The sequence below is a fragment of the Streptomyces sp. NEAU-YJ-81 genome (assembly GCF_017592595.1).
Classification (GTDB): Bacteria; Actinomycetota; Actinomycetes; order Streptomycetales; family Streptomycetaceae; genus Streptomyces; species Streptomyces hygroscopicus_B.
Genome location: NZ_JAGFNO010000017.1, coordinates 158,713 through 184,836, shown reverse-complemented (window position 1 = coordinate 184,836; position 26,124 = coordinate 158,713). Strand labels below are relative to the sequence as shown.

The following is a 26,124-nucleotide window of genomic DNA, read 5'->3' as shown; positions in this document are numbered from 1 at the left end:
CCCGATTCCCCTTCAGCTGCGTGCCAGCCTTTCTCACTGCCGCCGTCTGGGCAACCCGCCCCGCCCGGCACCCCACGGTTGTGCGCTGATTGACGCAGGATGGGGACATGGCACAGAACATGACCAAGGATCAGTGGCAGAAGTTCCTCATGGAGGGCACCCGCACCGCGAAGCTGTCGACCGTGCGGGCCGACGGAAGCGCGCACATCGCCCCCGTCTGGTTCCTGCTGGACGGTGACGACCTTCTCTTCAACACAGGTCAGGAGACGGTCAAGGGACGCAACTTGGCCCGGGACGGCCGGGTCGCCATCTGCGTGGACGACGACAGGCCGCCGTTCGCCTTCGTCACGCTGCGGGGCCAGGCCGAACTCATCGACGATCTGCCGCAGGTCCGCGACTGGGCGACCCGGATCGCCGCCCGTTATATGGGCGAGGACCGGGCGAAGGAGTTCGGCGACCGCAACGGCGTGCCGGGCGAGCTGCTGGTCAGGGTGCGCATCGACAAGGTACTCGCGCTCGCCGGAGTCACCGACTAGCGAGATTCGACCGAAATCCATTCCTTCATGACGCACCCCGCCCATCCGACGTTTACGGGCGCATGAGGATCTTTATCGCACCGTCCTCCTTGTGCTGGAACATCTCATAGGCGCGGGGTGCCTCCTCCAGCGGCATGCGATGGGTGGCGAACCCGTCGACGCCCAACGGGTCGTCGTCCGTCAGCAGCGGGAAGATGTCGTCGGCCCAGCGCCGCACGTTCGCCTGGCCCATCCGCAGCTGGATCTGCTTGTCGAACATGGTCATCAGCGGCAGCGGATCGGCCATGCCTCCGTACACGCCGCTGAGGGAGATCGTTCCGCCACGCCGCACCAGCGCGATGGCGAGCCGCAGCGCCGCCAGCCGGTCGACCCCGGTCTTCTCCGTGAGCTTGGCGGCCCAGTCCCGCGGAAGGAAGCCCGCGACCCGCTGGGCGGTCCGGCCGAGCGGGCTGCCATGGGCCTCCGCCCCCACGGCGTCGATGACCGCGTCCGGTCCGCGGCCGCCGGTGGTCGAGAGGATGGCCTCGACCAGGTCCTCCTGACGGGAGAAGTCATCGAGGTCATGGACCTCGACACCGTCGCCGCACGCTCGGCGCAGCCGTTCGGGGACGAGGTCCACTCCGATGACCCGGTCGGCCATCCCCCGGACCCTCGCCACCCGGCAGGCCATGATTCCGATGGGGCCCAGTCCCAGGACCGCGAGCGTGCCACCGCGCGGAATCTCCGCGTACTCGACGGCCTGCCATGCCGTGGGCAGCACGTCGGAGAGATAGACGAAGCGGTCGTCCCGGACCCCTTCGGGCACCTTGATCGGGCCGTACTGGGCCTGCGGCACCCGCAGATACTCCGCCTGGCCGCCGGCCACCGCGCCGTAGAGCTTGGTGTAGCCGAAGAGCTCCGCCCCCATGCCGTGCTCGGCGACCTGGGTGGTCTCGCACTGCGTCGGCAGACCGGAGCGGCACATCCAGCAGTGTCCGCAGGCGATCTGGAACGGGACCACCACGCGGTCGCCGGGGCTGATGTGCGTCACCTCCGGACCGGTCTCCTCCACGATGCCCATCGGCTCGTGGCCGAGGATGTCGCCGGGGGTCATGAAGGGCGTGAGCACCTCGTACAGATGCAGATCGGAGCCGCACAGCCCGGTGGTGGTGATCCGGACGACCGCGTCCGTCGACGCCTTGATGATGGGGTCCGGCACCGTCTCGACCCGCACATCATGCCGGCCCTGCCAGGTCACCGCTCGCATCGCCGCATCCCTTCGACATGGTCGTCGGCATGGTCTTCCGGAGGCCGTTCCGGGTACCCCGGCGGATCCGGCCGAAGCGTCGGCGGGACCACGGCCCGCGCCGCCGGTCCACCAGGTCCACGAGCCGGGATGTCTCCTCGGCGACCACGCCCGGCTCGGCGCCCGCGGTGCTCAGAACGGCCAGGCACGCGCCGTCCGCCAGCGCCGCGACGCAGAGGAGGCCCGCCGCCATCTCGATCATCGTCCGCCGGAGCGGGCCGCCGCGCCCCCGGCGCCCCGCGCTCGCGGCGACGCGGTGGAATCCGGAGGCGACGGCGGCCAGGTGCTCGGCCTCCTGGCGGGAGAGCCCACGGGACGCGCTGACGGTCGCCCCGTCCCGGGAGAGCACCACGGCATGGCGTACACCTCCGGCCCCCGCCACCAGATCGTCCAGGATCCGGTCGAGATCGGCCATGGAGCGTGCGGCGGCACTGCGGGGCTTGGTCATGGGCGGTCTCCCTCGGTCGGGATGCGCCGCGCCGGGCGGCGCTCCAGGTCCCCCCTGGGTCAGGGACGCTAGACCCGGCAGGGGTGCACCTTGGGGGCGCATTCCGGAACCTGTTGAAATTTGACAGAGTCAGATGCCAGAGCGATCGGTCAGCGTCCGAATCTGCACTCGATGCGGGCGTAGGCTGCTTGCTCATCGCATCGCTTCACCGTCGTATCCAAGGTGTCCCGAGGAGTTCCCGTGCCACATGAGCCCTCCCACGGAAACAGTGCGGCCGATGTGAGGGACTTCTTCACCCCCCGGGCGGCCGACTGGGACAGCCGCTTCCCGGACGACGGCCCCGCCTACGCCGCCGCCGTCGCCGACCTCGGGCCGCGCCCCGGGGACGCGGTCCTCGACGCGGGATGCGGGACGGGGCGCGCGCTGCCGGCGCTGCGCGCCGCGGTCGGCCCCGAGGGAACCGTCCTCGGCGTGGACCTCACGCCCGCCATGCTGGACGCCGCCGTACGCCAGGGCCGGGACGGCTTCGCGGGCCTCGCCCTCGCCGATGTGGCGCGGCTGCCGCTGCGCGACGGCCGCCTCGACGCGGTGTTCGCCGCCGGGCTGATCTCCCATCTCGCCGACCCCGGGCCGGGCTTGCGGGAACTGGCCCGGGTGGTGCGCCCCGGCGGGCGGCTCGCGCTGTTCCATCCGGTGGGACGGGCCGCTCTCGCCGCCCGCCACGGCCGCCCCCTGACCCCCGACGACCTGCGGGCGGAGCCCCGGTTGCGGCCGTTGCTGGCGGGCGCCGGCTGGCGCCTGGAGTCGTACACCGACGAGGACACACGCTTTCTGGCGCTCGCCGTCCGCGAAATCGACTGGACGGGGCGGAACGGCCGGCCGGACGGGACCGGTCAGCCGGATCGGTCCGGTCAGGGCTGATCCCCGATCGCCGCCGCGAAGCCGGGGGCGTTGTCGAACATCACGTTATGCCCCGCTCCGGGCACGGTGCGAACCGTCACTCCGGCCGCCGTCAGCTCCTCGCGCCCGGTGAGCTCCTCGCCGTTCCCGCCGACGAGATACATGCGGGGGATCTCCAGGCCGAGGAGCATTTCTCGCATGGTCGGCCGGGTGCCGCGGGCCAGCGCGCACGCGCTGCGGTGCAGGGCGGTCGGGTCGGCGAGCCGCATCGTCGCCCGCCACACCGGCCCGATCCGCTCCAGGGTCTCCTCGAAACCGCCACCGCGCACGAACACGTCCTCCGTGTACGTGCTGATCCGGCTGCTGCCCGCCGTCAGCGGCGGGTCCGGATCCAGATTGGCCTCGGTGAGCACGAGACGGGACACCAGCTCCGGGCGGCGCACCGCCAGCACGATGGCCACCGATCCGCCCATGCTGTGCCCGATGAGCTCGGCGCCCCGCACCCCGGCCGCGTCGAGGGCCGCGGCCAGTGCGTCGGCGTGGTCCTCCAGCGTGTAGCCGAAATCGGCGGGGCGGTCGCTGATCCCGTGGCCGGGCAGGTCCACGAAGAGCGACCGACGGCCCGCGAGGGCCGGGACGGCGGCTATATGGGCGTGATAGACGGCCGATGACGCGCCGAGTCCATGGACATAGACCCGCGGCGGGCCACCGTCCCCGGCCCCGGCCGTGCCGGTCCATCCGATGTGGGCCCCTTCCGGGCCGAATGAAGCGTGCTGCATGGCCTGACTCCCGCCTTACGGATCGCGTCGAACACCGACAATACATCGTTCTCGATGTATTGCGCCTGCGAGGTACAGCGGCCATGCGACACAATGCGGTCATGCTCGAACTCGCCATCCTGGGCTTCCTCCACGACGCCCCCCTGCACGGTTACGAGTTGCGCAAGCGCATCGCCGCGCTGACCGGACATGTGAAACCCGTGGCCGAGAGCACCCTCTACCCGGCGATCAAGCGGCTGGAGAAGGCCGGGCTGCTGGCCCGCCGGACCCAGCCGGGCGCGGGAGCCGCGCCCCGGCACGTCCTCACGCTGACCCCCGAGGGACATGCGGAGCTGCGCCGCCGCCTCGCGCATCCGGCGGACATCGACATCACCGACGAGAACCGCTGGTTCACCCTGCTGGCGTTCCTGCGGCATCTGGACGACCCGTCGGCACAGGCGGAGCTGCTGGAGCGCCGGATGGCCTTTCTGCGGCAGCCGTCGAGCTTTTTCTACGAGGGTGACCGTCCACTGCGGGCCGAAGAGGTGGAGGACCCCTTCCGGCGCGGCATCCTCACCATCGCCCGGGCCACCAGCCAGGCCGAACTGTCCTGGCTGCGGCGCACGCTCGACACGCTCCGCGCGGCGACCGACGACTGAGGACCGACCGCGACCCGATGTCTCGACTCCATGGCTACTGGGTGGTTAAGGTGCGCGACGACGGATCGCCCTTCGGATCCGCATGCGCAAGAGGAGGCTGTCGTGCCCGCCACGGAGGAGTCAGGCGACGAGGCACTGTATGTGCTGACCGCGGTGCTGCTGACACCCGCTCAATTCCCGAGCGTGCTCGGTGACGACTATCCCGAGGCATGTGCCGTGCTCGGGCTGGAGCCGTACGAGACCGGCTACGGACTGGTGCTGGGGCAGGACGGCGGCGGTGCCCGCTGGACGGTGGTCACCGACGATGTGTCACTCGTGGCGTGTGCCATCGCGACCTGGGACTGCGGTATGGAGTACGCCCTGGCCATCGACGACCGGACGGTGGTCGCCTCCCTTCCCGGCTGGCCGCTCGCGGTGGCCGTGGCCGCCCCGGGCGTACCGGCTCCGCATGACCCCGCTCCCGGCGCCGAACTGGGGGCGGACGCCTCCCGGGCGGCGCTGACACCACCGGACTCCGAGCGGTGGGGCCCGGCCCAGCGGCGGCTGGGTGCCGATGAGATCGCGCTCCAGTGGGCGATCTGGCGTGAGCAGGTCGACAGCGACGTGACGTTCGTGGCCCCGGGCGAGAAGCCGCACGGGGGCGTACGGCGAGTGCTCGAGGAGGCGCGCGGCTATCTGGCCTCGCCCCCGCCGGCGGGCCGGATCCGTTCGGCGTTCGCCTCCGGTGACGCGCGGACCCTCCGGGCCGACGGGCCGGGCTGGAGCATGGTGGCCCGGACCGACGACATCGCCTTCGTGCTGCTGGACGACGCTCCGGGCGAGGTGCTGCCGGTCGGCCGTGGCCCCGAGCTGCCGGAGCTGCTGACGGCCCTGGACAAGCTGGCCATGCGACCCCACTGAGAGCACGACCTCGCCGAGACCTGAGCGGCCGGCCTGGCAACCCCACTGAGAACCTGAGTGCCCTCCTCCGTCCGGGCCGGTCAAGGACGACGAGCGCATGGCCCGCCGTCCTTACGGTCGCCACGGCCCACTGCGCCCGTCCGGGCCATGGACGCCACCCCGGGCCTCAGCGAGACATGACCGCTCCCCCAGCCGGCCGAGCCCGAACGGGGTCGCGGGCGGTCCGCGATCGGTGCTGCACGGTCACTCCCGGGTGCGCGCCGCCCGTGACCCCGAGCCCGGCCGGCCGCCTTCCGCGGCCGCGCTCGGCGGCCCCGGCTGCTTCAGCGGCCCAGCTGCTTCCGGGAGACCCTGTGCAACCTGCGGCGCTGGGAGGAGTCAAGCAGCAGATAGGCCGCCGCCGGCACTCCCACGATCACCAGCAGCGCCGCCCAGAAGGGCAACACCCAGAGCAGGATCACACCTGCCACCACACCACCGGTGGCGACCTTCGCGCGTGTGGACATTTCACCCGCCTCCTTCACGGCCCATAGCCGCACTCACTCCACACAACGGACACCGACGGCACCCGGTTCCTCCTCGCGCCGTCATCCTGTACCCTCGGGCGGCCCGGGCTCCACTAGTCAAATTTGAGGAACGCTCAGCGCTGTGACCCCACCCTCCGCGGCAACACCCTCCGACGTCGCCGAACTCTCCCGCTGCACCGCGGTCTTCCTTCCCGGTGATCCGGCACGCACCGGCCGGATCGCCTTCTGGCGGCCGGACGGGTCCACCCCCTCCGGTCCCGCCACCGGCTCCGCCGAGGAGGTGACGGTCGCCGTCCCGGTGGACGGCGCCGACGACGCCTCCACCGGCCCCGCCCCCACCGGCTTCGACATCCGGACACGGACCGTACGGGCGCTCGTGCTGCCCCTGGGCGAGGCGCTGCCGGTGCTCACCCGCGCCCGGGCGCGGGCCGCACAGGCCGGTCCGGGCCAGTGCGACCCCGCCACGGCCTTCTGGGGCGCCGCGGCCGTACTCGCCCTCCAACTCGCGGCCCGCGGAAAGCTGCTGCCCGGGCTCACCGCCACCGACCACGACGCCTGGCGCGTCGGCCCACTCACCCCCGACGACCTGACACGGGTGCGGGCACTGGCCGCCGCCATGCCGCCCAGCGCGCACGCGACGCCGCTGCCCGCCTCCGGCCCGGTGCTGCTGCCCGAGCCCGAGCGGCATCTGCGCGCGTTCCTGGACGCGGTGGCAGACGGGCTGCCGCGCTCGCCCGCCGCGGCGCCGGCCGCGGGCGGCCCCGCCTTCGCCGCCACCACGCCACGGCGGCTGCCCGAACAGCGGGCCTGGGCCGCCGATGTGGCCGCCGGGCATGACGCGGGGGTGCGGCTCTCGGTCCGTATCGAGCTGCTGCACGGCGGCGGTGGGAACGGTAAGGCGGACAGGCCGCACTTCCGTGCCGTCCTCCAGCTGCACAGCCTCACCGACCCGGCGCTGGTCGCGGACGCCGCCGATGTCTGGGCGGGCACCTCGCCCGTCATCCCGGCCCTCGGTCCGCGCGCCCGTATGGACGCGCTGCTGACCCTGCGGCGCGCGGCCCGCGCCTGGTCGCCGCTCGCCCCGCTGCTGTCGGCCGCCGTGCCCGACGCCCTGGACCTGGCCGACGAGGAGGTCGCCGAGCTGCTCGGCCCGGCGGCCGGGGCGCTGGACGCCGCCGGGGTCCAGGTGCACTGGCCCAGGGAGCTGGCCCGCGGGCTCACCGCACGTGCCGTCATCGGCCCGGACGACGACGAGGCTCAGGACGACGCCGGACCCCGGTTCCCCGCCTTCCTCTCCGCCGACGCGCTGCTGCGCTTCAGCTGGCGGTTCGCCGTGGGCGACCAGGAGCTCACCCGCGCCGAGCTGGACCAGCTCGCAGAGGCCAGCCGGCCGGTGGTGCGGTTGCGCGACCAATGGGTCCTCCTCGACCCCGAAGCGGCCCGCCGCGTCCGCGACCGGCAGGACCGCAAGCTCACCCCCGCCGACGCCCTCGGTGCCGTCCTTACCGGTCGCGCGGAAGCCGACGGCACCGAGGTGGAGGTGCGGCCCACCGGCTGGCTGGAGGCCCTGCGGGACCATCTCGCCGACCCCGAGGGGGCCGCCGGCGCACAGCCGCCGCCCGTGTCCCAGCCGGCCGCTCTGGCCGCCACGCTGCGCGACTATCAGCTGCGCGGCCTGGACTGGCTGGTCCGTATGACCTCGATCGGCCTCGGCGGCTGTCTCGCCGACGACATGGGGCTCGGCAAGACCATCACCCTGATCGCCCTCCATCTGCACCGCCGATCCATCCCCAAAGCCTCCGGACCCACTCTGGTGGTCTGCCCCACCTCGCTGATGGGCAATTGGCGGCGCGAAATCGAGAGGTTCGCGCCGGGCACCCCGGTGCGCCGCTTCCACGGCCCCACGCGCAGCCTGGACGGCCTCGCGGACGGGGAATTCGTCCTCACCACCTACGGCACGATGCGGCTCGACGCGCAGCGGCTGGCCGAGGCCGGGCCGTGGGGCATGGTGGTCGCGGACGAGGCGCAGCATGTGAAGAACCCGTTCTCGGCGACGGCACGGCAGCTGCGCACCATCGGCGCGCAGGCCCGCGTGGCGCTCTCCGGAACCCCCATCGAGAACAACCTCTCCGAGCTGTGGGCGATCCTCGACTGGACCACACCGGGCGTGCTGGGCACCCACGGTGCGTTCCGCAGGCGCTACGCCCAGGCCGTGGAGAGCGGAAGCGACCCCGAGGCCGCCGCGCGGCTGGCGAAACTGGTCCGCCCCTTTCTGCTCAGGCGCCGCAAGTCGGACCCCGGTATCGCCCCCGAGCTGCCGCCGAAGACCGAGACGGACCGGGCCGTCGCGCTCACCAAGGAGCAGGCGGGGCTCTACGAGGCGGTGGTGCGCGAGATCCTCGCCGAGATCTCCGGCACCGGCGGTCTCGTCCGGCGTGGGCTCATCGTCAAGCTGCTCACCGGTCTGAAGCAGATCTGCAATCACCCGGCGCAGTATCTGAAGGAGGACCGGCCCGTGATCCCCGGGCGCTCCGGCAAGCTGGAACTGCTCGACGAGTTGCTGGACACCATCCTGGCCGAGGGCGCGAGCGTCCTGGTCTTCACCCAGTACGTCCAGATGGCACGCATCCTGGAGGGCCATCTGGCCGCGCGCGGGGTGCCGGCCCAGCTGCTGCACGGCGGTACGCCGGTGGCGCGGCGCGAGGAGATGGTGCGGAGCTTCCAGGACAGCGAGGTCCCGGTGTTCCTGCTGTCGCTGAAGGCGGCGGGCACGGGGCTCAATCTCACCCGGGCCGGGCATGTCGTGCACTACGACCGCTGGTGGAACCCGGCCGTCGAGGCCCAGGCCACCGACCGCGCGTACCGCATCGGCCAGACCCAGCCGGTGCAGGTCCACCGCATCATCGCGGAGGGGACCGTGGAGGACCGCATCGCCGCGATGCTGACGCGCAAGCAGGAGCTGGCGGACGCCGTGCTCGGCTCCGGCGAGGGCGCGCTGACCGAACTGACCGACGCCGAGCTGGCAGAGCTCGTGGAGCTGCGGGGGACCGAACGATGAGCCGTGCCGAGGTCGAGCGCACCTTCGCCGCCCTGCCGCCCGCCCGCGGCCGCGGCTTCGCCGGCACCTGGTGGGGCCAGGCATGGCTGAAGGCCCTGGAGGACACGGCGCTGGACGGAGAGCAGCTGAGGCGCGGCCGCAAGCAGGCGCGCGAGGGCGCGGTGGGCGCGGTGTGCGTACGTCCGGGCCGGGTCACCGGCGTGGTGCGGGACCGCGACCGCACGCCTTACCGATCCGACGTGCTGCTGCGGGAGTTCACCGAGGCGGAATGGGACCGGCTGCTGGAGGTGGTCGCGGACCGCTCCGGCCATATCGCCGCCCTGCTGGACCGCGACATGCCCCCGCAGTTGGCCGAGGACGCGGCGGCCGTGGGCGTCGAACTGCTGCCGGGGATAGGCGATCTGGAGCCGGAGTGCGGCTGCGAGGCGTGGGACCACTGCCTGCACACCGCCGCGCTGTGCTACCAACTGGCCCGGCTGCTGGACGAGGATCCGTATCTGCTGCTCCTGATGCGCGGGCGCGGGGAGCGGGAGCTGCTGGACGAGCTCCAGGTGCGCAGCGCGGCGCGGGCCGCCCCGCACCTCCCGCGGACGGCGGAGGACGCCTCTCCCCCTGCCCCGGAGGGCGTACCGGCCCGGGAGGCGTTCGCCGCGCCCGGTCCGCCGGCGCTGCCCGCACCGCCGCCCGCCGTCGCGGCGCCCGGCCGTCCTCCGGCGCTGGCGGGCGGCACGGACCCGGCCGAGGGGCTGGACGTCGCCGCGCTGGAGTTCCTGGCGGCGGACGCCGCCGTACGCGCCCAGCGGCTGCTGGCCGAGGCCCTCTCGCCCGGCCACGCCTCCTCCCCGGTCCCGGCGGCACTGACGGTGTGGCAGGACACGGTGCGGCTGACCGCTGCCGGTCCCCCGGCCCCGATCGCCGCCCGGCTCGCGGCCGGTTGCGGGCGTGACCGCGCCGATCTGGCGCGGGCCGTCCGTGCCTGGGAGCACGGCGGGGCCGCCGCGCTCACCGTTCTGGAGGAGGAATGGACGCCGGACGCGGCAGCCCTCGCGCGTGCCCGCGTGCAGCTCGCCGCCGCCTGGGAGGATGACGAGCGGGCGCCCGGGCTACGCGCCGCGGGGAACCGCTGGACGGTGGTGGGCGCCGATCTCCAGGTGCGCTACGGACGCGACGGCCGCTGGTGGCCGTACCGCAAGGAACACGGCCGCTGGTGGCCGGCGGGCCCGGCCGGACACGACCCGGCGGCGGCGCTGGCGATGCCCGGCTCCGACGGCTGACGCGGCGCACGGCCGGTGGCGGCATCCCTCCGCCACTGGCGCGCCGGGAAGCCGCCCAGCGTCGACGGCGCGCCTGTAAGGGAGAAGCGCCAGTGAGTGGCCCCCGGCCGTCAACCCATCGCGGAGGCGGCCTCGGGGTTGCCCCTTCCAGGCGGCCGTCCCGTGGCCGGTGAGGGCGGACAGGACGGGTGGAAGATCCAGCCGGGCCGAAGGCGACGGGGCGGCAACCTTTGGGTGGGCCGTGGAGACCGTAAGGGCGTCAACCCCCTCGGCACGTCTCCACGGGACGGAGTCACCGACCATGACCCTCAGCCCACGGCGCCCCCGGCGGCGCCGCCCCGCTCCGCTCATCGGCTCCCTTGCCCTTGCCACCGGCGTCGGGCTCGTCGTCGCCCCGGCCGCCGGCTGGCTCGGCGACGGCGCCCGGGCGCATGCCGCCACGCCTCCGGCCGCGGCGGCCACCATCGTGGTGGCCAAGGACGGCAGCGGTAACTACACCACCGTGCAGGCGGCCGTCGACGCGGTGCCGGCCAACAACCCGTCCGCCGTCACCATCTCCGTCAAGCCCGGTACATACCGCGAGACGGTGAAGGTCCCCGCCAACAAGCCGCATATCCGGCTGGTGGGCACGACGAGCGGCAAGAACGATGTGACGATCGTCTACAACAACGCCTCCGGCACCCCCAAGCCCGGCGGAGGCACCTACGGCACCAGCGGCAGCGCGACCGTCGCCGTCGAGGCCGATGACTTCCAGGCCCGCAATCTGCAGTTCGTGAACGACTTCAACGAGGCCAACAGCGCCATCACCGACAAGCAGGCGGTCGCGCTGCGCACCGCGGGCGACCGGATCGTCCTGGACAACATCGGGGCGGTCGGAGACCAGGACACCCTGCTGCTGGACTCCGCGAGCAAGTCCACGGTCGGCCGGGTGTACATCAACAACGCCTGGATCCAAGGGAACGTCGACTTCATCTTCGGCCGTGCCTCCGCCGTCATCAACAAGTCGGCGATCCGGCTCGCCAAGCGCTACGACGGCAGCTCCGGCGGCTATGTCGCGGCGCCCTCGACGGCGGCCGGAAAGAAGGGCTTCCTGTTCATCAACAGCAACATCACCGGGGATGTCAGCAGCCGGTCGTTCTACCTCGGCCGCCCCTGGCACGCGGGCGGCGACGCCAGTCTCGATCCGCAGGCGATCGTCCGCAATACGGATCTGTCAGCGGCGATCAAGACCACTCCGTGGACGGACATGAGCGGCTTCTCCTGGAAGGACGACCGCTTCGGGGAGTACAAGAACACCGGCGCCGGTTCCGGTGCGGCGAGCACCGACCGGCCGCAGTTGACCGACGCCCAGGCCGCGGACTACGAGATCGCCGACTGGCTCGGCGGCTGGCAGCCGTCGGCCTGACGATGAGCCCCGGCCGCCGGTCCCGTCGGGGGGCGGGACCGGCGGCCGGACGCGGTCAGCCGCGCGCGGCGAGCAGATGGTCCATGGCGAGCTGGTCCAGGCGCTCGAAGGCCATACCGCGCTCGGCGGCCGCCTCGACGTCGAAGTCCTCGAAGGCGGTGCGGTCCGCGAGCAGCGCCGCCGGGGTCTCGCCCTCCCCGAGGGTCGGCTCGCCCAGCTGGTCCAGACGCGAGGCGCGCAGCGCCTCCTGGACCTCGGGGTCGGCGCGGAAGGCGGCCGCCCGCTCCTTGAGGATGAGGTAGTTGCGCATGCAGCCCGCCGCCGAGGCCCAGACGCCCGAGATGTCCTCGGTGCGCGGGGGCTTGAAGTCGAAGTGGCGCGGACCCTCGTAGCCACCCGTCTCCAGCAGGTCGACCAGCCAGAAGGCGGCCCGCAGATCGCCCGCGCCGAACCGCAGGTCCTGGTCGTACTTGATGCCGTTCTGGCCGTTGAGGTCGATGTGGAAGAGCTTGCCCGCCCACAGTGCCTGCGCGATGCCGTGCGGGAAGTTCAGCCCGGCCATCTGCTCATGGCCGACCTCCGGGTTGACGCCGTACAGCTCGGGCCGCTCCAGCCGCTCGATGAAGGCCAGCGCGTGGCCGACGGTCGGCAGCAGGATGTCGCCGCGCGGCTCGTTGGGCTTGGGTTCGATGGCGAAGCGCAGATCGTAGCCCTGCTCGATGACGTAGGCGCCGAGCAGGTCGAACGCCTCCTTCATCCGGTCGAGCGCGGCGCGCACGTCCTTGGCACCGCCGGACTCCGCGCCCTCGCGGCCGCCCCAGGCCACATAGGTCTTGGCGCCCAGTTCGGCGGCGAGGTCGATGTTGCGCATGGTCTTGCGCAGCGCGTAGCGGCGCACATCGCGGTCGTTGGCGGTGAAGGCGCCGTCCTTGAAGACGGGATGGGTGAAGAGGTTGGTGGTGGCCATGGGGACGGTCATCCCGGTGGCGTCCAGGGCCTGCCGGAAGCGCTTGATATGCGATTCGCGCTCGGTCGCCGAGGCCCCGAAGGGGATGAGGTCGTCGTCGTGGAAGGTGACGCCGTACGCGCCGAGTTCGGCGAGCCGGGTCACGGACTCCACGGGGTCGAGCGCCGGGCGGGTGGCGTCCCCGAACGGGTCCCGGCCCTGCCAGCCGACCGTCCACAGTCCGAAGGTGAACCTGTCCTCGGGGGTGGGGTTGTAGCTCATCGCGGCTCCCTCGCCTATTTCGTCATGGCGCTTTACAAATTAGTATGCGCGAGCATTCCGGGGAAGCCCCGTTCCACCCGCACACCGCACCACCCATGGACGCAAGGGAGAGCGCGAGATGGCAGCAGCAGCCGTGCCCGTGCCGCAAGGACCGCTCGTCGTCGGCGTGGACAGCTCCACGCAATCGACCAAGGCGCTCGTCGTCGACTCCGCGACCGGCGCGGTCGTCGCCCGGGGACAGGCCCCGCACACCGTCGGCGGCGGCAGCGACGGCACCGGTAAGGAGTCCGCCCCCGAGCAGTGGTGGGAGGCGCTGACCGAGGCGCTGCGCCAGTGCGGGAACCCGGCCCGGGAGGCGGCCGCGGTCTCCGTGGGCGGCCAGCAGCACGGCCTGGTCACGCTGGACGCCTCGGGCCGCTCGGTGCGGCCCGCGCTGCTGTGGAACGATGTGCGCTCCGCGCCGCAGCGCGACCGGCTCATCGAGGAGCTGGGCGGCCCGAAGGCATGGGCGGAACGGGTCGGCAGTGTGCCCGCGCCCGCCTTCACCGTCACCAAGTGGGCCTGGCTCAGGGAGAACGAGCCGGAGGCGGCCCGCGCCACCGCGGCTGTCCGGCTCCCCCACGACTACCTCACCGAGCGGCTCACCGGCTACGGAACCACCGACCGGGGCGACGCCTCGGGCACCGGCTGGTGGTCCTCGGCCACCGAGTCCTACGACGAGGAGATCCTGGACCGGGCCGGGCTCTCCCCCGAGCTGCTGCCGCGCGTGCTGCGCCACGGCGAGGCCGCCGGGACCGTACGGGAGCTGCCCGATCTGCCGCTGCCCACCGGCGCCCTGGTGGCCACCGGCACGGGCGACAACATGGCGGCCGCCCTGGGGCTCGGCCTGCGCCCGGGGCAGCCGGTACTCAGCCTGGGCACCTCCGGCACCGTCTACGCGGTCTCGGCCCACCGGCCCGCCGACCCCACCGGGGTGGTCGCGGGGTTCGCCGACACGCGGGACGCCTGGCTGCCGCTGGCGTGCACGCTCAACTGCACGCTCGCGGTGGACCGGATCGCGGCGCTGCTGGGCCGCGACCGGGAGGCGGTGGAGGCGGGCGGCTCGGCCGTACTGCTGCCGTTCCTCGACGGCGAGCGCACCCCCCATCTGCCGCACGCCTCGGGACTGCTGCACGGTCTGCGCCACGACACCACACCGGGACAGGTGCTCCAGGCCGCCTACGACGGGGCCGTCTTCGCCCTGCTCACCGCGCTGGACCAGGTGCTGGACGCGGACGCGGCGCCCGACGCCCCGCTGTTGCTCATAGGAGGTGGCGCCAAGGGCACCGCGTGGCGGGAGACGGTCCGGCGGCTGAGCGGGCGCCCGGTTCAGGTGCCCCGGGCCGAGGAGCTGGTCGCCCTCGGGGCCGCCGCACAGGCCGCGGGGCTGGTGCTGGGCGAGGACCCGGCGGCGGTGGCGCGGCGCTGGGCGACGGCCGAAGGGCCGTCCTACGGTCCGGTGCCCCGCGACGAGGCGGCACTGGAGCGGCTCTCCCGGGTGCTGGCGGACGCGGACGGCCTGCTGCGCCACGCGTGAGCGCCGTATGGCTCGCGTGAACGCCGCGGCTCGCGTGAACGCCGTACAGCTCGCGTGAGCACCGTACGGCGGCGGCCGGGCGGACCGGTGTCGTAGCGGCCCGGCACAATGAGCGGATCGGGCGATCGGTCGAGAGGAGACGGATTCAGGTGGCAGCGCCACTGCCCAACACCCAGCAGGCGATGCGCCGGCGCAATCTCTCCCTCGTGCTGCACGCCGTGGCCGCCCACGGCCCGCTGTCCCGTGCGTCGGTGGCGGCCCGCGTGGGGCTCACCCGGGCCGCCGTCTCCACGCTCGTCGACGAGCTGATCCGGGACGGGCTGCTGGTCGAGCTGGGCCCCTCCCGGCCCGGTACGGTCGGCCGCCCCGGCAGCGCCCTGCAGCTCAATGAGCGCGGTCCGGCCGGACTCGGCGCGGAGATCGGGGTGGATCATCTCGCGGTGTGCGCGGTGGACCTCGCCGGGCGGGTGCGGGCCCGCACCGAGATAGCTTCGGCGAACCGCGACCGTGCACCGGCCCCGGTGCTCACCCAGCTCTCCTCCCTGGTCCGGCAGGTCGCGGCGGAGGCGGAGCTGGGCGGGCTGCGGCCGGTGGGGCTCGCGGTGGCGGTGCCCGGTCTGGTGGCGCGGGACTCGTCGCTGGTCGTCCGCGCCCCCAACCTGGGCTGGGAGGGGGTGGACATCGGCCCCGAACTGCGCACGGCGCTGCCCGGGCTGCCGGTCACCGTCGACAACGAGGCGAATCTGAGCGCGCTCGCCGAGCTGTGGCGGGGCGGCCACGACCCGGCACCCCAGGACTTCATCCATGTCTCGGCCGAGATCGGCATCGGCGCCGCGGTCGTGCTGGAGGGACAACTGCTGCGCGGCACCCACGGTTTCGCGGGCGAGCTGGGCCATGTGCCGGTGCGTCCCGAGGGGCCCGAGTGCGCCTGCGGCGGCCGCGGCTGTCTGGAGCAGTACGCGGGCGAGGAGGCGGTGCTGCGGGCGAGCGGCCTGTCCCCCGAGCAGGCCGCGGCCCAGCACCCGGGCCCCGGCGGCCGTATCACCGTGCTGGCCGTAAGGGCGGCGAGCGGCGACCAGCGGGTGCGGCGTGCGCTGCGCGGCGCGGGCTCGGCGCTCGGGATCGCCCTCGCGGGCGCGGTGAACCTCCTGGACCCGGAGAAGGTGGTGCTCGGCGGTGCGCTGACGCCGCTGGCGCCCTGGCTGCTGCCCGCCCTGGAGCGGGAGTTGGGACGGCGGCTCACCGACCCGGCCCGTCCGGGCAGCGGCGCGGTGACCGTCTCCCGGCTCGGCCCGGACGGGCCGCTGCTGGGCGCGGCCAACTCGGTGGTGCAGGCGGTCCTCGACGATCCGGCGGGGTTCAGGGACCCCGCCGGAGCCGGAGAGCCGGCCGGGGTCAGAGGAAGCGATGCATGATGTGCAGCCCCACATAGCCCTTCGTGGGGTGGTCGAACGCCTTGGGGATGGTGCCGATGACCTCGAAGCCCAGTGAGCGCCACAGCGCCACCGCCCGGGTGTTGCTCTCCACCACGGCGTTGAACTGCATCGCCTTGTAGCCCTCGGCGCGCGCCCACTCCAGCACATGCTCCCCCAGGGCCCGGCCCACACCGCGCCCACCCTGCTCGGGCGCGACCATGAAGCTGGCCCCCGCGATATGCGCGCCGGGTCCCATGTGGTTGGGGTTCATCTTGGCCGAGCCCAGGACCGTGCCGTCGGGGTCGGTGGCGACGACGGTACGGCTCGGGGGCTCCGGCATCCAGATGTCGCGGGCCCGGTCCTCGTCCAGGTCGCGGGGGTAGGTGTAGGTCTCACCCGCGGCGACGATGCGGCACAGGAAGGCCCAGATGGCGGGCCAGTCCTCGGCGGTGGCAGTCCTGATGAGCATGCGGGCCAGCATGGCGGTGCGGGCGACGGCGCGCGAGGGATTTTGCCGGCCGCCGCCCGCGAGGCGTCAGCGGGCGGCGCGCAGGAACGCCTCCAGCCCGGCCAGGTCGTCGGTGTTGAGGTAGTCCACATCGGCGGCCAGGAGCTCACGCCACAGGGCGTCTCGCTCCGGCCCGGCCACGTCCGGGGTGGCCCAGAAACGCACGGTCTGCCGGGCGGCGTGTGCGGAGGCGACGAGGCGGTGCAGCGTCTCGCGCTCCGCCCGCGGCATCGGACCGGTCCCCGTCCAGGTGAAGGTCTTGGTCCAGTCGGCGCTGATGAGCGGGATGAAGGAGGCGGGCACACCCGAGCCGAGATCCTCCAGACGGCCGTCGTAGAAGGCGTGGCGCACCTTCTCGGCCTCCATGGGGGCCCGCGCGCCGCGGTCGCCGGAGATGACGGCCGTCACCGCGCCGCGGCGCACCCGGCCGTCCACCCCGCCGTAGGCGGCGCTGAACAGGGGGCCGTAGTGGCGCAGCCGCTTGGCCAGCTCCAGGTAGGTGGCCTCCCCGGCGGTCTTGAGGTCGATCAGCAGCTGCAACGACAGGTCGTAGCCGCGGTAGACCCGGCCGCCGTTGGCCTTCACCCGCCGGGCCAGCGGGTCGAGGTAGAGCGACTCCAGGGTGCGGGTGGGGTCGAGGTCGGTGGCGTCGTGCGCGACCAGCAACTGGCCGTCGACCAGCCAGATGTCGGCCTCGACGCTGCCGAAGCCGTGGGAGAGCGCGTCGAGGAGCGGACGCGGGTGCTCGTAGTCGTTGTGGGCGTGGGCTCTGGCCAGCGGCCGCTTGCCCTTCGAGCTGTCCTTCGGGCTGTCCTTCGGGCTGTCCTTCGAGACGGACGTGGTGCCGAGCGAGCTGGCCGTGCTCGCGAACGCGGGCGCGGCCGCGCCGCCCGCCAGAGCGGCTCCGAGGGTGACGACAAAGGCACGGCGTGTACGGCGGACCATGGGGCCTCCCGGCTCTCGTCCCGGCGCGGTGCCGGATACGCAGGATGGACGCCAGTGAGTATCGGGCGGCCGTGTGCCCAAAGGGCAGTGCTGCGCGAAGAGTTCCACGGGTGGTCCCCGGCCATTTCCTCACCGTTCCCGGGGTGGCGAGGCGATGGCCCGCGGTGGCCGCATACGGGGACGCACGACAGGTGCGCGGGCGCCGGGTGGACGGGCGGGGTCGGTCGCGAAGGCCGTCGGCCTGCGGCGCGCATTCGGAGTGTTTACCCGTCCGCGACCGCCGACATAACCATCACCCAGGCACTCTTTTGAGTGAATGCACCACCCAAAGTCCGCTGATAGCTTGGCAGTTGCTCGAGCGGAATTTGTCCTCAAGGTCCGTACAGGGATGGGTGAGCATTCACGATGACGACGTCCGTTGAACCGGGTTCCGGTACCGAAAATTCGCAGCCGCAGTTGAGTCTCGGCACGGCGGCCGCGCGGAATCTGGCGACGACGACCAAATCCGTTCCGCAAATGCAGGGCCTCAGCTCCCGGTGGCTGCTGCGCATGCTGCCGTGGGTGCAGGTTCCGGGCGGTTCCTATCGTGTGAACCGCCGGGCGTCCCATACGCTCGGCGACGGCCGGGTGGAGTTCACCACCACCGGGTCCGAGGTGCGGGTCATCCCGGTCGAGCTGCGCGAGCTGCCGCTGCTGCGCGGTTTCGAGGACGCCTCGGTGCTCGGGGCCCTGGCGGACCGCTTCACCCAGCGGGAATTCGCGCCGGGCGAAGTGCTGGTCGAGGCCGGGCGCCCGGCCGATGAGCTTCTCCTCATCGCCCATGGCAAGGTCGACAAGTTGACCGAGGGCGCGTTCGACGAACCCGCGGTGGTCGGCTCGGCCGCCGACGGGGACCACATCGGGGAGCCGGAGCTGACCGCCGCCGAGGCGGGCACCTGGGGCATCACCGTGAAGGCCGTGACGTCCTGCACGGTGCTGGCCATGCCCCGGCAGGAGTTCGAGGAGCAGCTGGACCGTTCACCGCGACTGCGGGCGCATGTGGAGGGGGTGCGCTCGGCGCCGGAGGCCGAGCAGAACGAGCACGGGGAGGCCGCCATCGCGCTGGCCTCGGGACATTCGGGCGAGCCGGTCCTGCCGGGCACGTTCGCGGACTACGAACTGACGCCGCGCGAGTACGAGCTGAGCGTGGCCCAGACCGTGCTCCGCGTCCACACCCGCGTCGCCGACCTCTACAACGAGCCCATGAACCAGGTCGAGCAGCAGCTCCGCCTCACCATCGAAGCCCTGCGCGAACGCCAGGAACACGAGCTCGTCAACAACCCCGAGATCGGCCTGCTGCACAACGCCGACCTCTCCCAGCGCATCCACACCCGCAGCGGACCACCCACCCCCGACGACCTCGACGCGCTGCTGGCCACCGTCTGGAAGGACCCGGGGCTGATCCTGGCGCATCCGCGCGCCATCGCGGCCATCGGCCGCGAGTTCAACAGCCGTGGCATCTCCCCGCAGCCCACGGAGGTGAACGGCCATGCGATGCCGGCCTGGCGGGGCGTGCCCATCTTCCCGTGCAACAAGATTCCGGTGTCCCGGAGCGGGGTGACCTCGATTCTCGTCCTGCGCACCGGGGAGGAGAACCAGGGGGTCATCGGACTGCACCGCACCGGAATTCCCGACGAATACCAGCCGAGCCTCTCGGTGCGGTTCATGGGAATCAGCGAGCAGGCCATCATCTCGTATCTCGTCAGCGCCTACTATTCCGCGGCCGTGCTCGTCCCGGACGCGCTCGGAATTCTGGAGAACGTGGAAATCGGACTCTGACGCCCGCCCGACCGGGCCCGTGGCCTTCGCATACCTTCCCGAAGATCTACCGAAATGGGTGATGAGCACTTATGACCACTTCCGTGGAGTCCGGTGAGCAGCCGCTGAGTCTGGGCACGGCCGCCGCACGTAATCTGGCGACCACCACCAAGTCCGTTCCGCAGATGCAGGCCATCTCCTCCCGGTGGCTGCTGCGCGTCCTCCCCTGGGTGCAGGTGTCGGCCGGTACGTACCGGGTGAACCGCCGACTGACGTACACGGTCGGAGACGGTCGGGTGGAGTTCATCAGCACCGGATCGCAGGTGCGGGTCATCCCACCGGAGCTGGGCGAGCTGCCGACGCTGCGCGGCTTCGGGGACACCGCCGTACTGGAATCGCTGGCCGACGGGTGCGTTCAGCGTGAGTACGCGCCCGGGGATGTGCTGGTGGAGGCGGGCCGCCCGGCAGACCAGGTGTTCCTGATCGCCCACGGCAAGGTCCGCCAGGTCGCCCCCGGCGCCTATGACGAGGGCACCACGCTGGCGGTGCTGGCCGACGGGGAGTACTTCGGCGACGCGGTGCTGACCGGTCCGGAGCACGCCTGGGAGTTCAGCGTCCGGGCCGTCACCCGGACCACGGTGCTCACTCTCCCCCGCCGCGTCGTCCAGGAGGCCGCCGACCGCTCCGATGCGCTGCGCGACCATCTCCAGGGGCTTTCGGAGCGGTCCACACCCGCTCAGAACCGGCGCGGTGAGGCCGATATCGCCGTCGCGTCCGGCCACGCGGGCGAGCCGGTCCTGCCGGGCACGTTCGTGGACTACGAGCTGGCGCCGCGCGAGTACGAGCTGAGCGTGGCCCAGACCGTGCTCCGCGTCCACACCCGCGTCGCCGACCTCTACAACGAGCCCATGAACCAGGTCGAGCAGCAGCTCCGCCTCACCATCGAAGCCCTGCGCGAACGCCAGGAACACGAGCTCGTCAACAACCGCGAATTCGGCCTGCTGCACAACGCCGACCTCTCCCAGCGCATCCACACCCGCAGCGGACCACCCACCCCCGACGACCTCGATGAGCTGCTGGCGCGGCGCCGCAAGACCCAGTATCTGCTGGCGCATCCGCGCACCATCGCCGCCTTCGGGCGTGAGTGCAGCGACCGTGGTCTGTATCCGCAGGGCATCGAGGTGGCCGGGGTCGCGGTGCGGGCGTGGCGCGGGGTTCCGCTGCTGCCCTGCAACAAGATCCCGATCAGCGAGTCCGGCACCAGCTCCATCCTGGCGATGCGCACCGGGGAGGAGAGCCAGGGGGTCATCGGTCTGCATCAGACCGGTATCCCGGACGAGTACGAGCCCAGTCTGAACGTCCGGTTCATGGGCATCAGCGAGCAGGCCGTGACGTCCTATCTGGTCTCCGCCTACTACTCGGCGGCGATTCTGGTGCCCGATGCGGTCGGTGTGCTGGAGGACGTCGAGATCGGCCGCTGAGCCCGGGCTGGGATTGGCCGGTCGCCGCGGGCGTGGGTCAGGGGTGGACGCTGCTGACCACGTCCGCGGTGGCGGCGAGCCCCTCGGAAATGGTGGGCGCCACGCTGCTGCTCGCCAGGTAGAAGCCCAGCGTCACACAGACCAGCGCATGCGAGATGCGCAATCCGCCGCTGCGGAGGAAGACCACCGTCAGGATCAGAAGCAGCAGGACCACGGAGATGGAAATGGCCATGGGGAGCCTCCTCGGCCACGGAGCATCGGAATCCGGCCGTCAGTGTGGCCCAGAATCGCCCCTGCACCGCCGTCGGCTGGTGCTCCATACGGGTGCCGATCTGCTGTGCGGTTACTCCCCTGCTATCGCCCCTCGGTGGTGAGCGGGCGTGGCGAGCCGTCTCAGGCGTCGTGGCGGATCAGCTCGGCGGCCATCTCGCCGATCATGACGCAGGCCGCGTTGGTGTTGGCCGAGACGATCGACGGCATGATCGATCCGTCGGCGATCCGCAGCCCCTCGACACCCCGGACGCACAGCCGGGGGTCCACCACGGATTCCTCGTCCCCGCCCATCCGGCAGGTGCCGACGTGGTGGAAGTAGGTGCCGGCGTTCTCGCGGACGAAGTCGGCCAGGCCGTCCCGGCCGCTCACACCGGGGCCGGGCAGCAGTTCGCGCGGCTGCCACGCCCCGAGCGCGTCGGTGGCGGCGAGCGACCGGGCCAGTTCGACTCCCTGGACCAGGGTGGCGAGGTCCCTCCCGTCGCTGAGATAGCCGGGGTCGATCAGCGGCCGGTCCTCGGGGTCCGCGCCGGAGAGCCGGACCGTGCCCCGGCTGTGGGGCTGCATCGCGGCGGCCGTCAGGGTGAAGGTGTTCCGCGGGAACGGCAGCAGCCTCGGGTGGAAGGGGATGTGAAAGAGGAACACCTCGAGGTCGGGGCGGGGCAGCCCGGGGCCGGTCCGGGTGAACAGGGCCGCCTCGGCGGTGGTCAAAGGGGGCGGCGGCAGCGGGGTGCCCGCCTCGTGGACCAGCCCGACCAGGGGGTGGTCCTGCAGATTGGCCCCCACCTCCGGGGCGTCCACCAGCACCGGGACGCCCACCTCGCGCAGATGGCCGGCCGGGCCGATCCCGGAGAGCATCAGCAGCTTGGGCGAGTCGACCGAACCGGCGCACACGATGACCTCCCGCGCCGCGCGCACCCGCCGTGCCACACCGCCGGAGCCGGCGTATTCGACGCCGACGCAGCGGGTGCCCTCGAAGAGCAGCCGGTGCGCGTGGGCCTCGGTGCGGACGGTGAAGTGAGGGCGGTCCATCGCCGGATCGAGATAGGCGACCGCCGTGCTCTGGCGGCGCCCCTCGTGGATGGTCCACTCATGGCGTCCGGCGCCGTCGCTCTCCGCCCCGTTGAAGTCGTCGTTGAAGGGGTGGCCGAGTTCCTTGGCGGCGTCGAGGAAGGCGGCGGTCAGCGGGTTGGGCGTGTCGGCCCTGCTGAGCCGCAGCGGGCCGCCGGTGCCGCGGAAGCGGGGGTCACGGCCCTCGGTGTGCTCGATGGCGCGGAAGATCTGCAGCACCGACGCGGCGTCCCAGCCGGTGCAGCCGTCGGCGGCCCACGCGTCGAAGGTGCCGAGGTGGCCGCGGACGTAGGTCATCACATTGATGCTGCTGGAGCCGCCGAGCACCTTGCCGCGCGCGGCGGCCTGCGGATGTCCGGCGAGGCCCGGCTGCGGGACGGTGGTGTAGCCCCAGTCGTGCTCACCGCCGATGAGGGTGAACCACGCGGTGGGGTCGTGGATCTGCTCGGCTGCGTCGTCCTTCCCGGCCTCCAGCAGCAGCACCCGCGTGTCCGGGACTTCCGTCAACCGGGCCGCGACCACCGCGCCCGCCGAGCCCGCGCCCACCACGATGTAGTCGAATTCGCTCATCATGTGCCCCCGTTCCGGCCTCGCACGATGTGTCGTACAGCTGTTCGCCACTAGAGCGCCGTACAGTTGTTCGGCACTCTAGTGGCGTGATCGCGGAACGGGGGCGGGTTCGCCGGATCCGGCCGGTCAGCCGGTGGGGGCCGCCAGATCCACCAGCCCGGCGAGCGCCTGCCGGTGGCGGCCGGGGGTGCCCAGCGCGATCTCATCGCTCTTGGCCCGCTTGAGATACAGATGCGCCGGGTGCTCCCAGGTCATGCCGATGCCGCCGTGCAGCTGGACGCACTCCTCGGCCGCGCGCACCGCCACCTCGGCGCAGTGCGCCTGGGCCACGGCCACCGCGACCGGTGTGTCCGGGCTGTCCGTGGCCAGTGCGTCGGCCGCGTAGCGGGCGGTGGCGCGCGCCGAGACCAGCTCCAGCCACAGCGCGGCCATGCGGTGCTTGAGCGCCTGGAACGAGCCGATGGGGCGCCCGAACTGATGGCGCTCCTTGGTGTGGCGGACGGTCTCGGTCAGACACCATTCGGCCACGCCCAACTGCTCGGAGGCGAGCAGCCCGGCCCCGGTCAGCAGCGCCCGCCCGATGACCGCCGCGGCCCGGTCGGGCCCGGCCAGCCTGCGGGCCGGGGCGCCGGTGAGGGTCACCGCGGCGAGCGGGCGGGTGAGGTCGAGCGAGGTGAGGGGTTCGACGGTGACGCTGGTCTCGGCGGTCTCCACGGCGTACAGCCCGTATCCCTCCGCGCCGGCGGCGGGGACGAGCAGCACATCGGCGCCCGCCGCGCCCGCGACCCCGGAGACCTGGCCGCTGAGCGTTCCGTCGCCGTCGGCCCGTACGGTCGCGGCGGGTGCGCCGGGCACACCGGCCACGGTGGACAGCGGCACCGCGAGGGCGCCGACCGTGCGGCCCTCGGCGAGCGCGCCGAGCAGCCGGGCCACCGGCTCCTGGTCGGTGTCGCAGCCGAGCAGGGCACCGGCGGCGAGGACGGCGCTGGTGAGGTAGGGCACGGGGGCAACGGCGCGGCCCAGCTCCTCCATGACGACGGCCGCCTCGCGCGCGGTGGCGCCCTGGCCGCCGAGCTTGTCGGGCACCAGCAGTCCGGCGGTGCCCATTTCGGCGCCGAGCGCGCCCCACAGCGCGACGTCGTGGGCCCGGCCGCTCTCGGCCTGGGAGAGCACCGTGGCGGGCGGGCAGCGGTCGGTGAGCAGCGACCGTACGGCCGCGCGCAGATCGTCCTCCGCCTCGGAGTAGAGCAGGTCCGGGGTGCTCATCGGGGCAGGTCCTTCCACGGGACGTCCTTGTCGGTCCGCGGCTCGGGCGGCAGGCCCAGGACGCGTTCGGCGATGATGTTGAGCAGCACCTCCGAGGTGCCGCCCTCGATGGAGTTGCCCTTGGCGCGCAGATAGCGGTAGCCGGCCTCGCGTCCGGTGAAGTCCACCAGTTCGGGGCGGCGCAGCGTCCAGTCGTCGTAGCGCAGCCCCTCCTCCCCCAGCAGCTCGACCTCCAGCGCGCTGATGTGCTGGTTGAGGCGGGCGAAGGCGAGTTTCATGGCCGAGCCCTCGGGGCCGGGCTGGCCGACCGCGAGCTGCTGGCGCAGCCGTTCGCCCGCGAGCCGGGCCGCCTCGGACTCCATCCACAGCCGCAGCAGCCGCTGGTGGAGGTCGTGGGTGCGCAGTTCGGGCCGTTCGCGCCAGGTGTCGGCGACCAGGCCGATCATGCCGCCCTCGCGGGGGATGCGGCCGCCGCCGATGGCGACCCGCTCGTTCATCAGGGTGGTCTGGGCGACGCGCCAGCCCTCGCCGATCTCGCCGAGCCGCCGACTGTCGGGGATCCGCACACCGGTGAGGAAGACCTCGTTGAACTCCGCCTCGCCGGTGATCTGGCGCAGTGGCCGCACCTCGACCCCGGGGTCGGTCATATCGCAGATGAAGTAGCTGATGCCGCGGTGTTTGGGCTGGTCGGGGTCGGTGCGGGCGATGAGGATGGCCCAGCGGGCGATATGGGCACTGGAGGTCCAGACCTTCTGTCCGTCGACCACCCAGTCCTCGCCGTCGCGCACGGCCCGGGTGGCCAGGGCCGCGAGGTCGGATCCGGCGCCGGGCTCGCTGAACAGCTGGCACCACACCTCCTCACCGGTCCACAGCGGGCGCAGCAGCCGCTGCCGCTGCTCGTCGGTGCCGAAGCCGAGGATGGTGGGGGCGGCCATGCCCAGGCCGATGCCGATGCGGCGGGGGTCGTTGTCGGGTGCGCCGGCGGCCGCCAGCTCGGCGTCGACGACGGCCTGCAGGGGGCGCGGGGCGTCCAGGCCGCCGAGTCCGGCCGGGTAGTGCACCCAGGCGAGTCCGGCGTCGAAGCGGGCGCGCAGGAAGTCCAGGGGGTCGGTGGTGGCGGGCGGATGGGCGTCCAGGAGGTCGCGGACGCGGCGGCGCAGCTCGTCGGCGTCCACGGCGGGGTGCTGCCCGGCGGCGCTCATCGGGCGCCTCCGGCGGACTGCCCGGGGACGACCACCACACGGCCGGTGGTCACGCCGTCGGCGACGCGCTGCACGGCGTCGGCCGCGCCTTCCAGCGGTACGCGCTCGCTGACCAGCGGCTTGACGGTGCCCTGTGCGGCGAGCTTGGTCAGCTCCTCGTGGCAGGCGAGGACCGCGGCCGGGTCGTGGGTGTTGTACAGGCCCCAGTGAAGGCCGAGGATGGCGTAGTTCTTGACCAGGGCGTGGTTGAGGGCGGCCTGGGGGACGACGCCGCTGGCGAAGCCGACGACCACGATGCGGCCCTCGAAGGCGACGCATTTGACGGACTTGACGAACGCGTCGCCGCCGACCGGGTCGTAGACGACGTCCGCGCCGCGTCCGCCGGTGGCCTCCTTGACGGCCGCCACGATGTCATCGGCGCGCCGGTCGAGGACGAGGTCGCAGCCGAGCTCGCGGGCGACCCGGGCCTTGTCGTCGCCGCCGACGACCCCGATCACCCTCGCCCCGGCCGCCTTGCCGAGCTGGACGGCGGCGCTGCCGACCCCGCCCGCGGCGGCGTGCACCAGGAGCGTTTCGCCGGACTGGAGGCGGGCCCTGCGGTGCAGGCCGAACCAGCCGGTCTGGTAGCCGATGTGCAGCGCCGCGGCCTCGGCGTCGTCCAGGGCGTCGGGCGCGGGCAGCACGTTCGCCGCCTCCACGGGCACCAGCTCGGCGAAGCCGCCCGCGGGGAGCGTGGGCGTGGCCAGGACGCGGGAGCCCACCTCGCCCTCGGTGCCCTCGCCGACGGCGACGACCTCGCCGCACACCTCGACACCGGGGGTGAACGGCAGGGGCGGCCGCACCTGGTACTGGCCGCGGCACAGCAGGGCGTCGGGGAAGTTGACGTCGACGGCCCGGACCCGCAGCAGCAGCTGTCCCGGTCCCGCCTGGGGATCGGGCACGTCGTCGAGGCGCATGACCTCACCCGGCTCGCCATTGTCGTGCACTCGCCATGCCTGCATCCGGTGGCCTCCACAAACGGATCGTCGGGACGCGTTACCCGCGC

23 protein-coding genes are annotated in these 26,124 nt (G+C 72.9%); 11 read left to right on the top strand and 12 right to left on the bottom strand.

All coding sequences use genetic code 11. From position 1 onward, the window contains the following. The first annotated feature begins 107 nt into the window (after window positions 1-107). Entirely contained in the window at window positions 108-536 is a 429-nt protein-coding gene (locus tag J5X86_RS30720; protein ID WP_208519957.1) for a PPOX class F420-dependent oxidoreductase, read from the top strand. Between the two features lie 52 nt (window positions 537-588). Here J5X86_RS30720 and J5X86_RS30715 read toward each other — a convergent pair whose 3' ends face one another. Both J5X86_RS30715 and J5X86_RS30710 read right to left on the bottom strand, forming a co-directional pair. Further along, window positions 589-1,782: an alcohol dehydrogenase catalytic domain-containing protein gene (locus tag J5X86_RS30715; protein WP_208519956.1), complete on the bottom strand. Its 1,194-nt coding sequence runs from the start codon at window positions 1,780-1,782 to the stop codon at window positions 589-591. Continuing rightward, the gene (locus J5X86_RS30710) at window positions 1,751-2,269 is read right to left on the bottom strand and encodes a roadblock/LC7 domain-containing protein (RefSeq protein WP_208519955.1); all 519 of its coding nucleotides are present in this window, start codon (window positions 2,267-2,269) and stop codon (window positions 1,751-1,753) included. Before J5X86_RS30710 ends, J5X86_RS30715 begins: the two co-directional genes overlap by 32 nt. 240 nt (window positions 2,270-2,509) lie before the next feature. Between J5X86_RS30710 and J5X86_RS30705 the strand changes: the two genes are divergently transcribed. Beyond that, a complete protein-coding gene (locus J5X86_RS30705) occupies window positions 2,510-3,190 on the top strand; it encodes a class I SAM-dependent methyltransferase (protein ID WP_208519954.1) in 681 nt (226 codons plus the stop codon). On the opposite strand, the gene J5X86_RS30700 is transcribed toward J5X86_RS30705, so the two are convergent. After that, window positions 3,181-3,948, bottom strand: a complete 768-nt coding sequence (locus J5X86_RS30700) for an alpha/beta fold hydrolase (RefSeq protein WP_208519953.1) — start codon at window positions 3,946-3,948, stop codon at window positions 3,181-3,183. The genes J5X86_RS30705 and J5X86_RS30700 overlap by 10 nt on opposite strands. 101 nt (window positions 3,949-4,049) lie before the next feature. On the opposite strand from J5X86_RS30700, the gene J5X86_RS30695 reads away from it, so the two are divergent. After that, the gene (locus J5X86_RS30695) at window positions 4,050-4,586 is read left to right on the top strand and encodes a PadR family transcriptional regulator (RefSeq protein ID WP_208519952.1); all 537 of its coding nucleotides are present in this window, start codon (window positions 4,050-4,052) and stop codon (window positions 4,584-4,586) included. A gap of 102 nt (window positions 4,587-4,688) precedes the next feature. Further along, window positions 4,689-5,486 carry a hypothetical protein gene (locus J5X86_RS30690; protein WP_208519951.1) on the top strand — a complete coding sequence of 266 codons (798 nt, stop codon included), beginning with the start codon at window positions 4,689-4,691 and terminating at the stop codon, window positions 5,484-5,486. Window positions 5,487-5,809: 323 nt separating this feature from the next. On the opposite strand, the gene J5X86_RS30685 is transcribed toward J5X86_RS30690, so the two are convergent. Continuing rightward, complete coding sequence (locus J5X86_RS30685; protein ID WP_014057263.1) at window positions 5,810-5,992, bottom strand: hypothetical protein; 183 nt, start codon at window positions 5,990-5,992, stop codon at window positions 5,810-5,812. A gap of 142 nt (window positions 5,993-6,134) precedes the next feature. On the opposite strand from J5X86_RS30685, the gene J5X86_RS30680 reads away from it, so the two are divergent. The 3 genes from J5X86_RS30680 (at window position 6,135) to J5X86_RS30670 (ending at window position 11,750) form a co-directional block, all read left to right on the top strand. Further along, window positions 6,135-9,071 (top strand): DEAD/DEAH box helicase, encoded by a 2,937-nt coding sequence (locus tag J5X86_RS30680; RefSeq protein WP_208519950.1) that lies wholly within the window; start codon window positions 6,135-6,137, stop codon window positions 9,069-9,071. Then, a complete protein-coding gene (locus tag J5X86_RS30675) occupies window positions 9,068-10,345 on the top strand; it encodes an SWF or SNF family helicase (RefSeq protein ID WP_208519949.1) in 1,278 nt (425 codons plus the stop codon). The genes J5X86_RS30680 and J5X86_RS30675 overlap by 4 nt, the downstream gene beginning before the upstream one ends. 301 nt (window positions 10,346-10,646) lie before the next feature. Further along, window positions 10,647-11,750: a pectinesterase family protein gene (locus J5X86_RS30670; RefSeq protein ID WP_208519948.1), complete on the top strand. Its 1,104-nt coding sequence runs from the start codon at window positions 10,647-10,649 to the stop codon at window positions 11,748-11,750. Window positions 11,751-11,805: 55 nt separating this feature from the next. On the opposite strand, the gene xylA is transcribed toward J5X86_RS30670, so the two are convergent. After that, window positions 11,806-12,978 (bottom strand): xylose isomerase, encoded by a 1,173-nt coding sequence (xylA, locus tag J5X86_RS30665; RefSeq protein ID WP_208519947.1) that lies wholly within the window; start codon window positions 12,976-12,978, stop codon window positions 11,806-11,808. A gap of 118 nt (window positions 12,979-13,096) precedes the next feature. Here xylA and xylB point away from each other — a divergent pair, with 118 nt between their 5' ends. Then, window positions 13,097-14,554: a xylulokinase gene (xylB, locus tag J5X86_RS30660; RefSeq protein WP_208519946.1), complete on the top strand. Its 1,458-nt coding sequence runs from the start codon at window positions 13,097-13,099 to the stop codon at window positions 14,552-14,554. A gap of 149 nt (window positions 14,555-14,703) precedes the next feature. Continuing rightward, entirely contained in the window at window positions 14,704-15,969 is a 1,266-nt protein-coding gene (locus tag J5X86_RS30655) for an ROK family transcriptional regulator (RefSeq protein WP_208519945.1), read from the top strand. On the opposite strand, the gene J5X86_RS30650 is transcribed toward J5X86_RS30655, so the two are convergent. After that, window positions 15,950-16,450 carry a GNAT family N-acetyltransferase gene (locus J5X86_RS30650; RefSeq protein WP_208519944.1) on the bottom strand — a complete coding sequence of 167 codons (501 nt, stop codon included), beginning with the start codon at window positions 16,448-16,450 and terminating at the stop codon, window positions 15,950-15,952. The genes J5X86_RS30655 and J5X86_RS30650 overlap by 20 nt on opposite strands. Window positions 16,451-16,504: 54 nt before the next feature. Further along, window positions 16,505-17,422, bottom strand: coding sequence for a phosphatidylinositol-specific phospholipase C/glycerophosphodiester phosphodiesterase family protein (locus tag J5X86_RS30645; RefSeq protein WP_208519943.1), 918 nt, complete (start codon window positions 17,420-17,422; stop codon window positions 16,505-16,507). Window positions 17,423-17,827: 405 nt separating this feature from the next. Here J5X86_RS30645 and J5X86_RS30640 point away from each other — a divergent pair, with 405 nt between their 5' ends. Beyond that, window positions 17,828-19,240, top strand: a complete 1,413-nt coding sequence (locus J5X86_RS30640) for a family 2B encapsulin nanocompartment shell protein (RefSeq protein ID WP_208519942.1) — start codon at window positions 17,828-17,830, stop codon at window positions 19,238-19,240. A gap of 71 nt (window positions 19,241-19,311) precedes the next feature. Then, window positions 19,312-20,700 carry a family 2B encapsulin nanocompartment shell protein gene (locus tag J5X86_RS30635; protein WP_208519941.1) on the top strand — a complete coding sequence of 463 codons (1,389 nt, stop codon included), beginning with the start codon at window positions 19,312-19,314 and terminating at the stop codon, window positions 20,698-20,700. Window positions 20,701-20,737: 37 nt separating this feature from the next. On the opposite strand, the gene J5X86_RS30630 is transcribed toward J5X86_RS30635, so the two are convergent. The 5 genes from J5X86_RS30630 to J5X86_RS30610 form a co-directional block, all read right to left on the bottom strand. Next, window positions 20,738-20,932, bottom strand: coding sequence for a hypothetical protein (locus tag J5X86_RS30630; RefSeq protein ID WP_208519940.1), 195 nt, complete (start codon window positions 20,930-20,932; stop codon window positions 20,738-20,740). 161 nt (window positions 20,933-21,093) lie between these two features. After that, window positions 21,094-22,614 (bottom strand): GMC family oxidoreductase, encoded by a 1,521-nt coding sequence (locus tag J5X86_RS30625; protein ID WP_208519939.1) that lies wholly within the window; start codon window positions 22,612-22,614, stop codon window positions 21,094-21,096. Window positions 22,615-22,737: 123 nt separating this feature from the next. Then, on the bottom strand, window positions 22,738-23,877 hold the full coding sequence (locus J5X86_RS30620; RefSeq protein ID WP_208519938.1) for an acyl-CoA dehydrogenase family protein: 1,140 nt from the start codon (window positions 23,875-23,877) through the stop codon (window positions 22,738-22,740). After that, entirely contained in the window at window positions 23,874-25,079 is a 1,206-nt protein-coding gene (locus tag J5X86_RS30615; protein WP_208519937.1) for an acyl-CoA dehydrogenase family protein, read from the bottom strand. Before J5X86_RS30615 ends, J5X86_RS30620 begins: the two co-directional genes overlap by 4 nt. After that, window positions 25,076-26,080 (bottom strand): NADPH:quinone oxidoreductase family protein, encoded by a 1,005-nt coding sequence (locus J5X86_RS30610; RefSeq protein WP_208519936.1) that lies wholly within the window; start codon window positions 26,078-26,080, stop codon window positions 25,076-25,078. The genes J5X86_RS30615 and J5X86_RS30610 overlap by 4 nt, the downstream gene beginning before the upstream one ends. Between the last annotated feature and the right edge of the window lie 44 nt (window positions 26,081-26,124).

Excerpts from the sequence above, each read along its gene's own strand:
- J5X86_RS30700 (WP_208519953.1), bottom strand. The coding sequence starts at position 3,948 with ATGCAGCACGCTTCATTCGGCCCGGAAGGGGCCCACATCGGATGGACC.
- J5X86_RS30695 (WP_208519952.1), top strand. The coding sequence starts at position 4,050 with ATGCTCGAACTCGCCATCCTGGGCTTCCTCCACGACGCCCCCCTGCAC.
- xylB (WP_208519946.1), top strand. The coding sequence starts at position 13,097 with ATGGCAGCAGCAGCCGTGCCCGTGCCGCAAGGACCGCTCGTCGTCGGC.
- J5X86_RS30630 (WP_208519940.1), bottom strand. The coding sequence starts at position 20,932 with ATGGCCATTTCCATCTCCGTGGTCCTGCTGCTTCTGATCCTGACGGTG.
- J5X86_RS30720 (WP_208519957.1), top strand. The coding sequence starts at position 108 with ATGGCACAGAACATGACCAAGGATCAGTGGCAGAAGTTCCTCATGGAG.
- J5X86_RS30645 (WP_208519943.1), bottom strand. The coding sequence starts at position 17,422 with ATGGTCCGCCGTACACGCCGTGCCTTTGTCGTCACCCTCGGAGCCGCT.
- J5X86_RS30640 (WP_208519942.1), top strand. The coding sequence starts at position 17,828 with ATGACGACGTCCGTTGAACCGGGTTCCGGTACCGAAAATTCGCAGCCG.
- J5X86_RS30650 (WP_208519944.1), bottom strand. The coding sequence starts at position 16,450 with ATGCTGGCCCGCATGCTCATCAGGACTGCCACCGCCGAGGACTGGCCC.
- J5X86_RS30710 (WP_208519955.1), bottom strand. The coding sequence starts at position 2,269 with ATGACCAAGCCCCGCAGTGCCGCCGCACGCTCCATGGCCGATCTCGAC.
- J5X86_RS30625 (WP_208519939.1), bottom strand. The coding sequence starts at position 22,614 with ATGATGAGCGAATTCGACTACATCGTGGTGGGCGCGGGCTCGGCGGGC.
- J5X86_RS30685 (WP_014057263.1), bottom strand. The coding sequence starts at position 5,992 with ATGTCCACACGCGCGAAGGTCGCCACCGGTGGTGTGGTGGCAGGTGTG.
- J5X86_RS30620 (WP_208519938.1), bottom strand. The coding sequence starts at position 23,877 with ATGAGCACCCCGGACCTGCTCTACTCCGAGGCGGAGGACGATCTGCGC.
- J5X86_RS30675 (WP_208519949.1), top strand. The coding sequence starts at position 9,068 with ATGAGCCGTGCCGAGGTCGAGCGCACCTTCGCCGCCCTGCCGCCCGCC.
- J5X86_RS30615 (WP_208519937.1), bottom strand. The coding sequence starts at position 25,079 with ATGAGCGCCGCCGGGCAGCACCCCGCCGTGGACGCCGACGAGCTGCGC.
- J5X86_RS30715 (WP_208519956.1), bottom strand. The coding sequence starts at position 1,782 with ATGCGAGCGGTGACCTGGCAGGGCCGGCATGATGTGCGGGTCGAGACG.
- J5X86_RS30610 (WP_208519936.1), bottom strand. The coding sequence starts at position 26,080 with ATGCAGGCATGGCGAGTGCACGACAATGGCGAGCCGGGTGAGGTCATG.
- J5X86_RS30670 (WP_208519948.1), top strand. The coding sequence starts at position 10,647 with ATGACCCTCAGCCCACGGCGCCCCCGGCGGCGCCGCCCCGCTCCGCTC.
- J5X86_RS30635 (WP_208519941.1), top strand. The coding sequence starts at position 19,312 with ATGACCACTTCCGTGGAGTCCGGTGAGCAGCCGCTGAGTCTGGGCACG.
- xylA (WP_208519947.1), bottom strand. The coding sequence starts at position 12,978 with ATGAGCTACAACCCCACCCCCGAGGACAGGTTCACCTTCGGACTGTGG.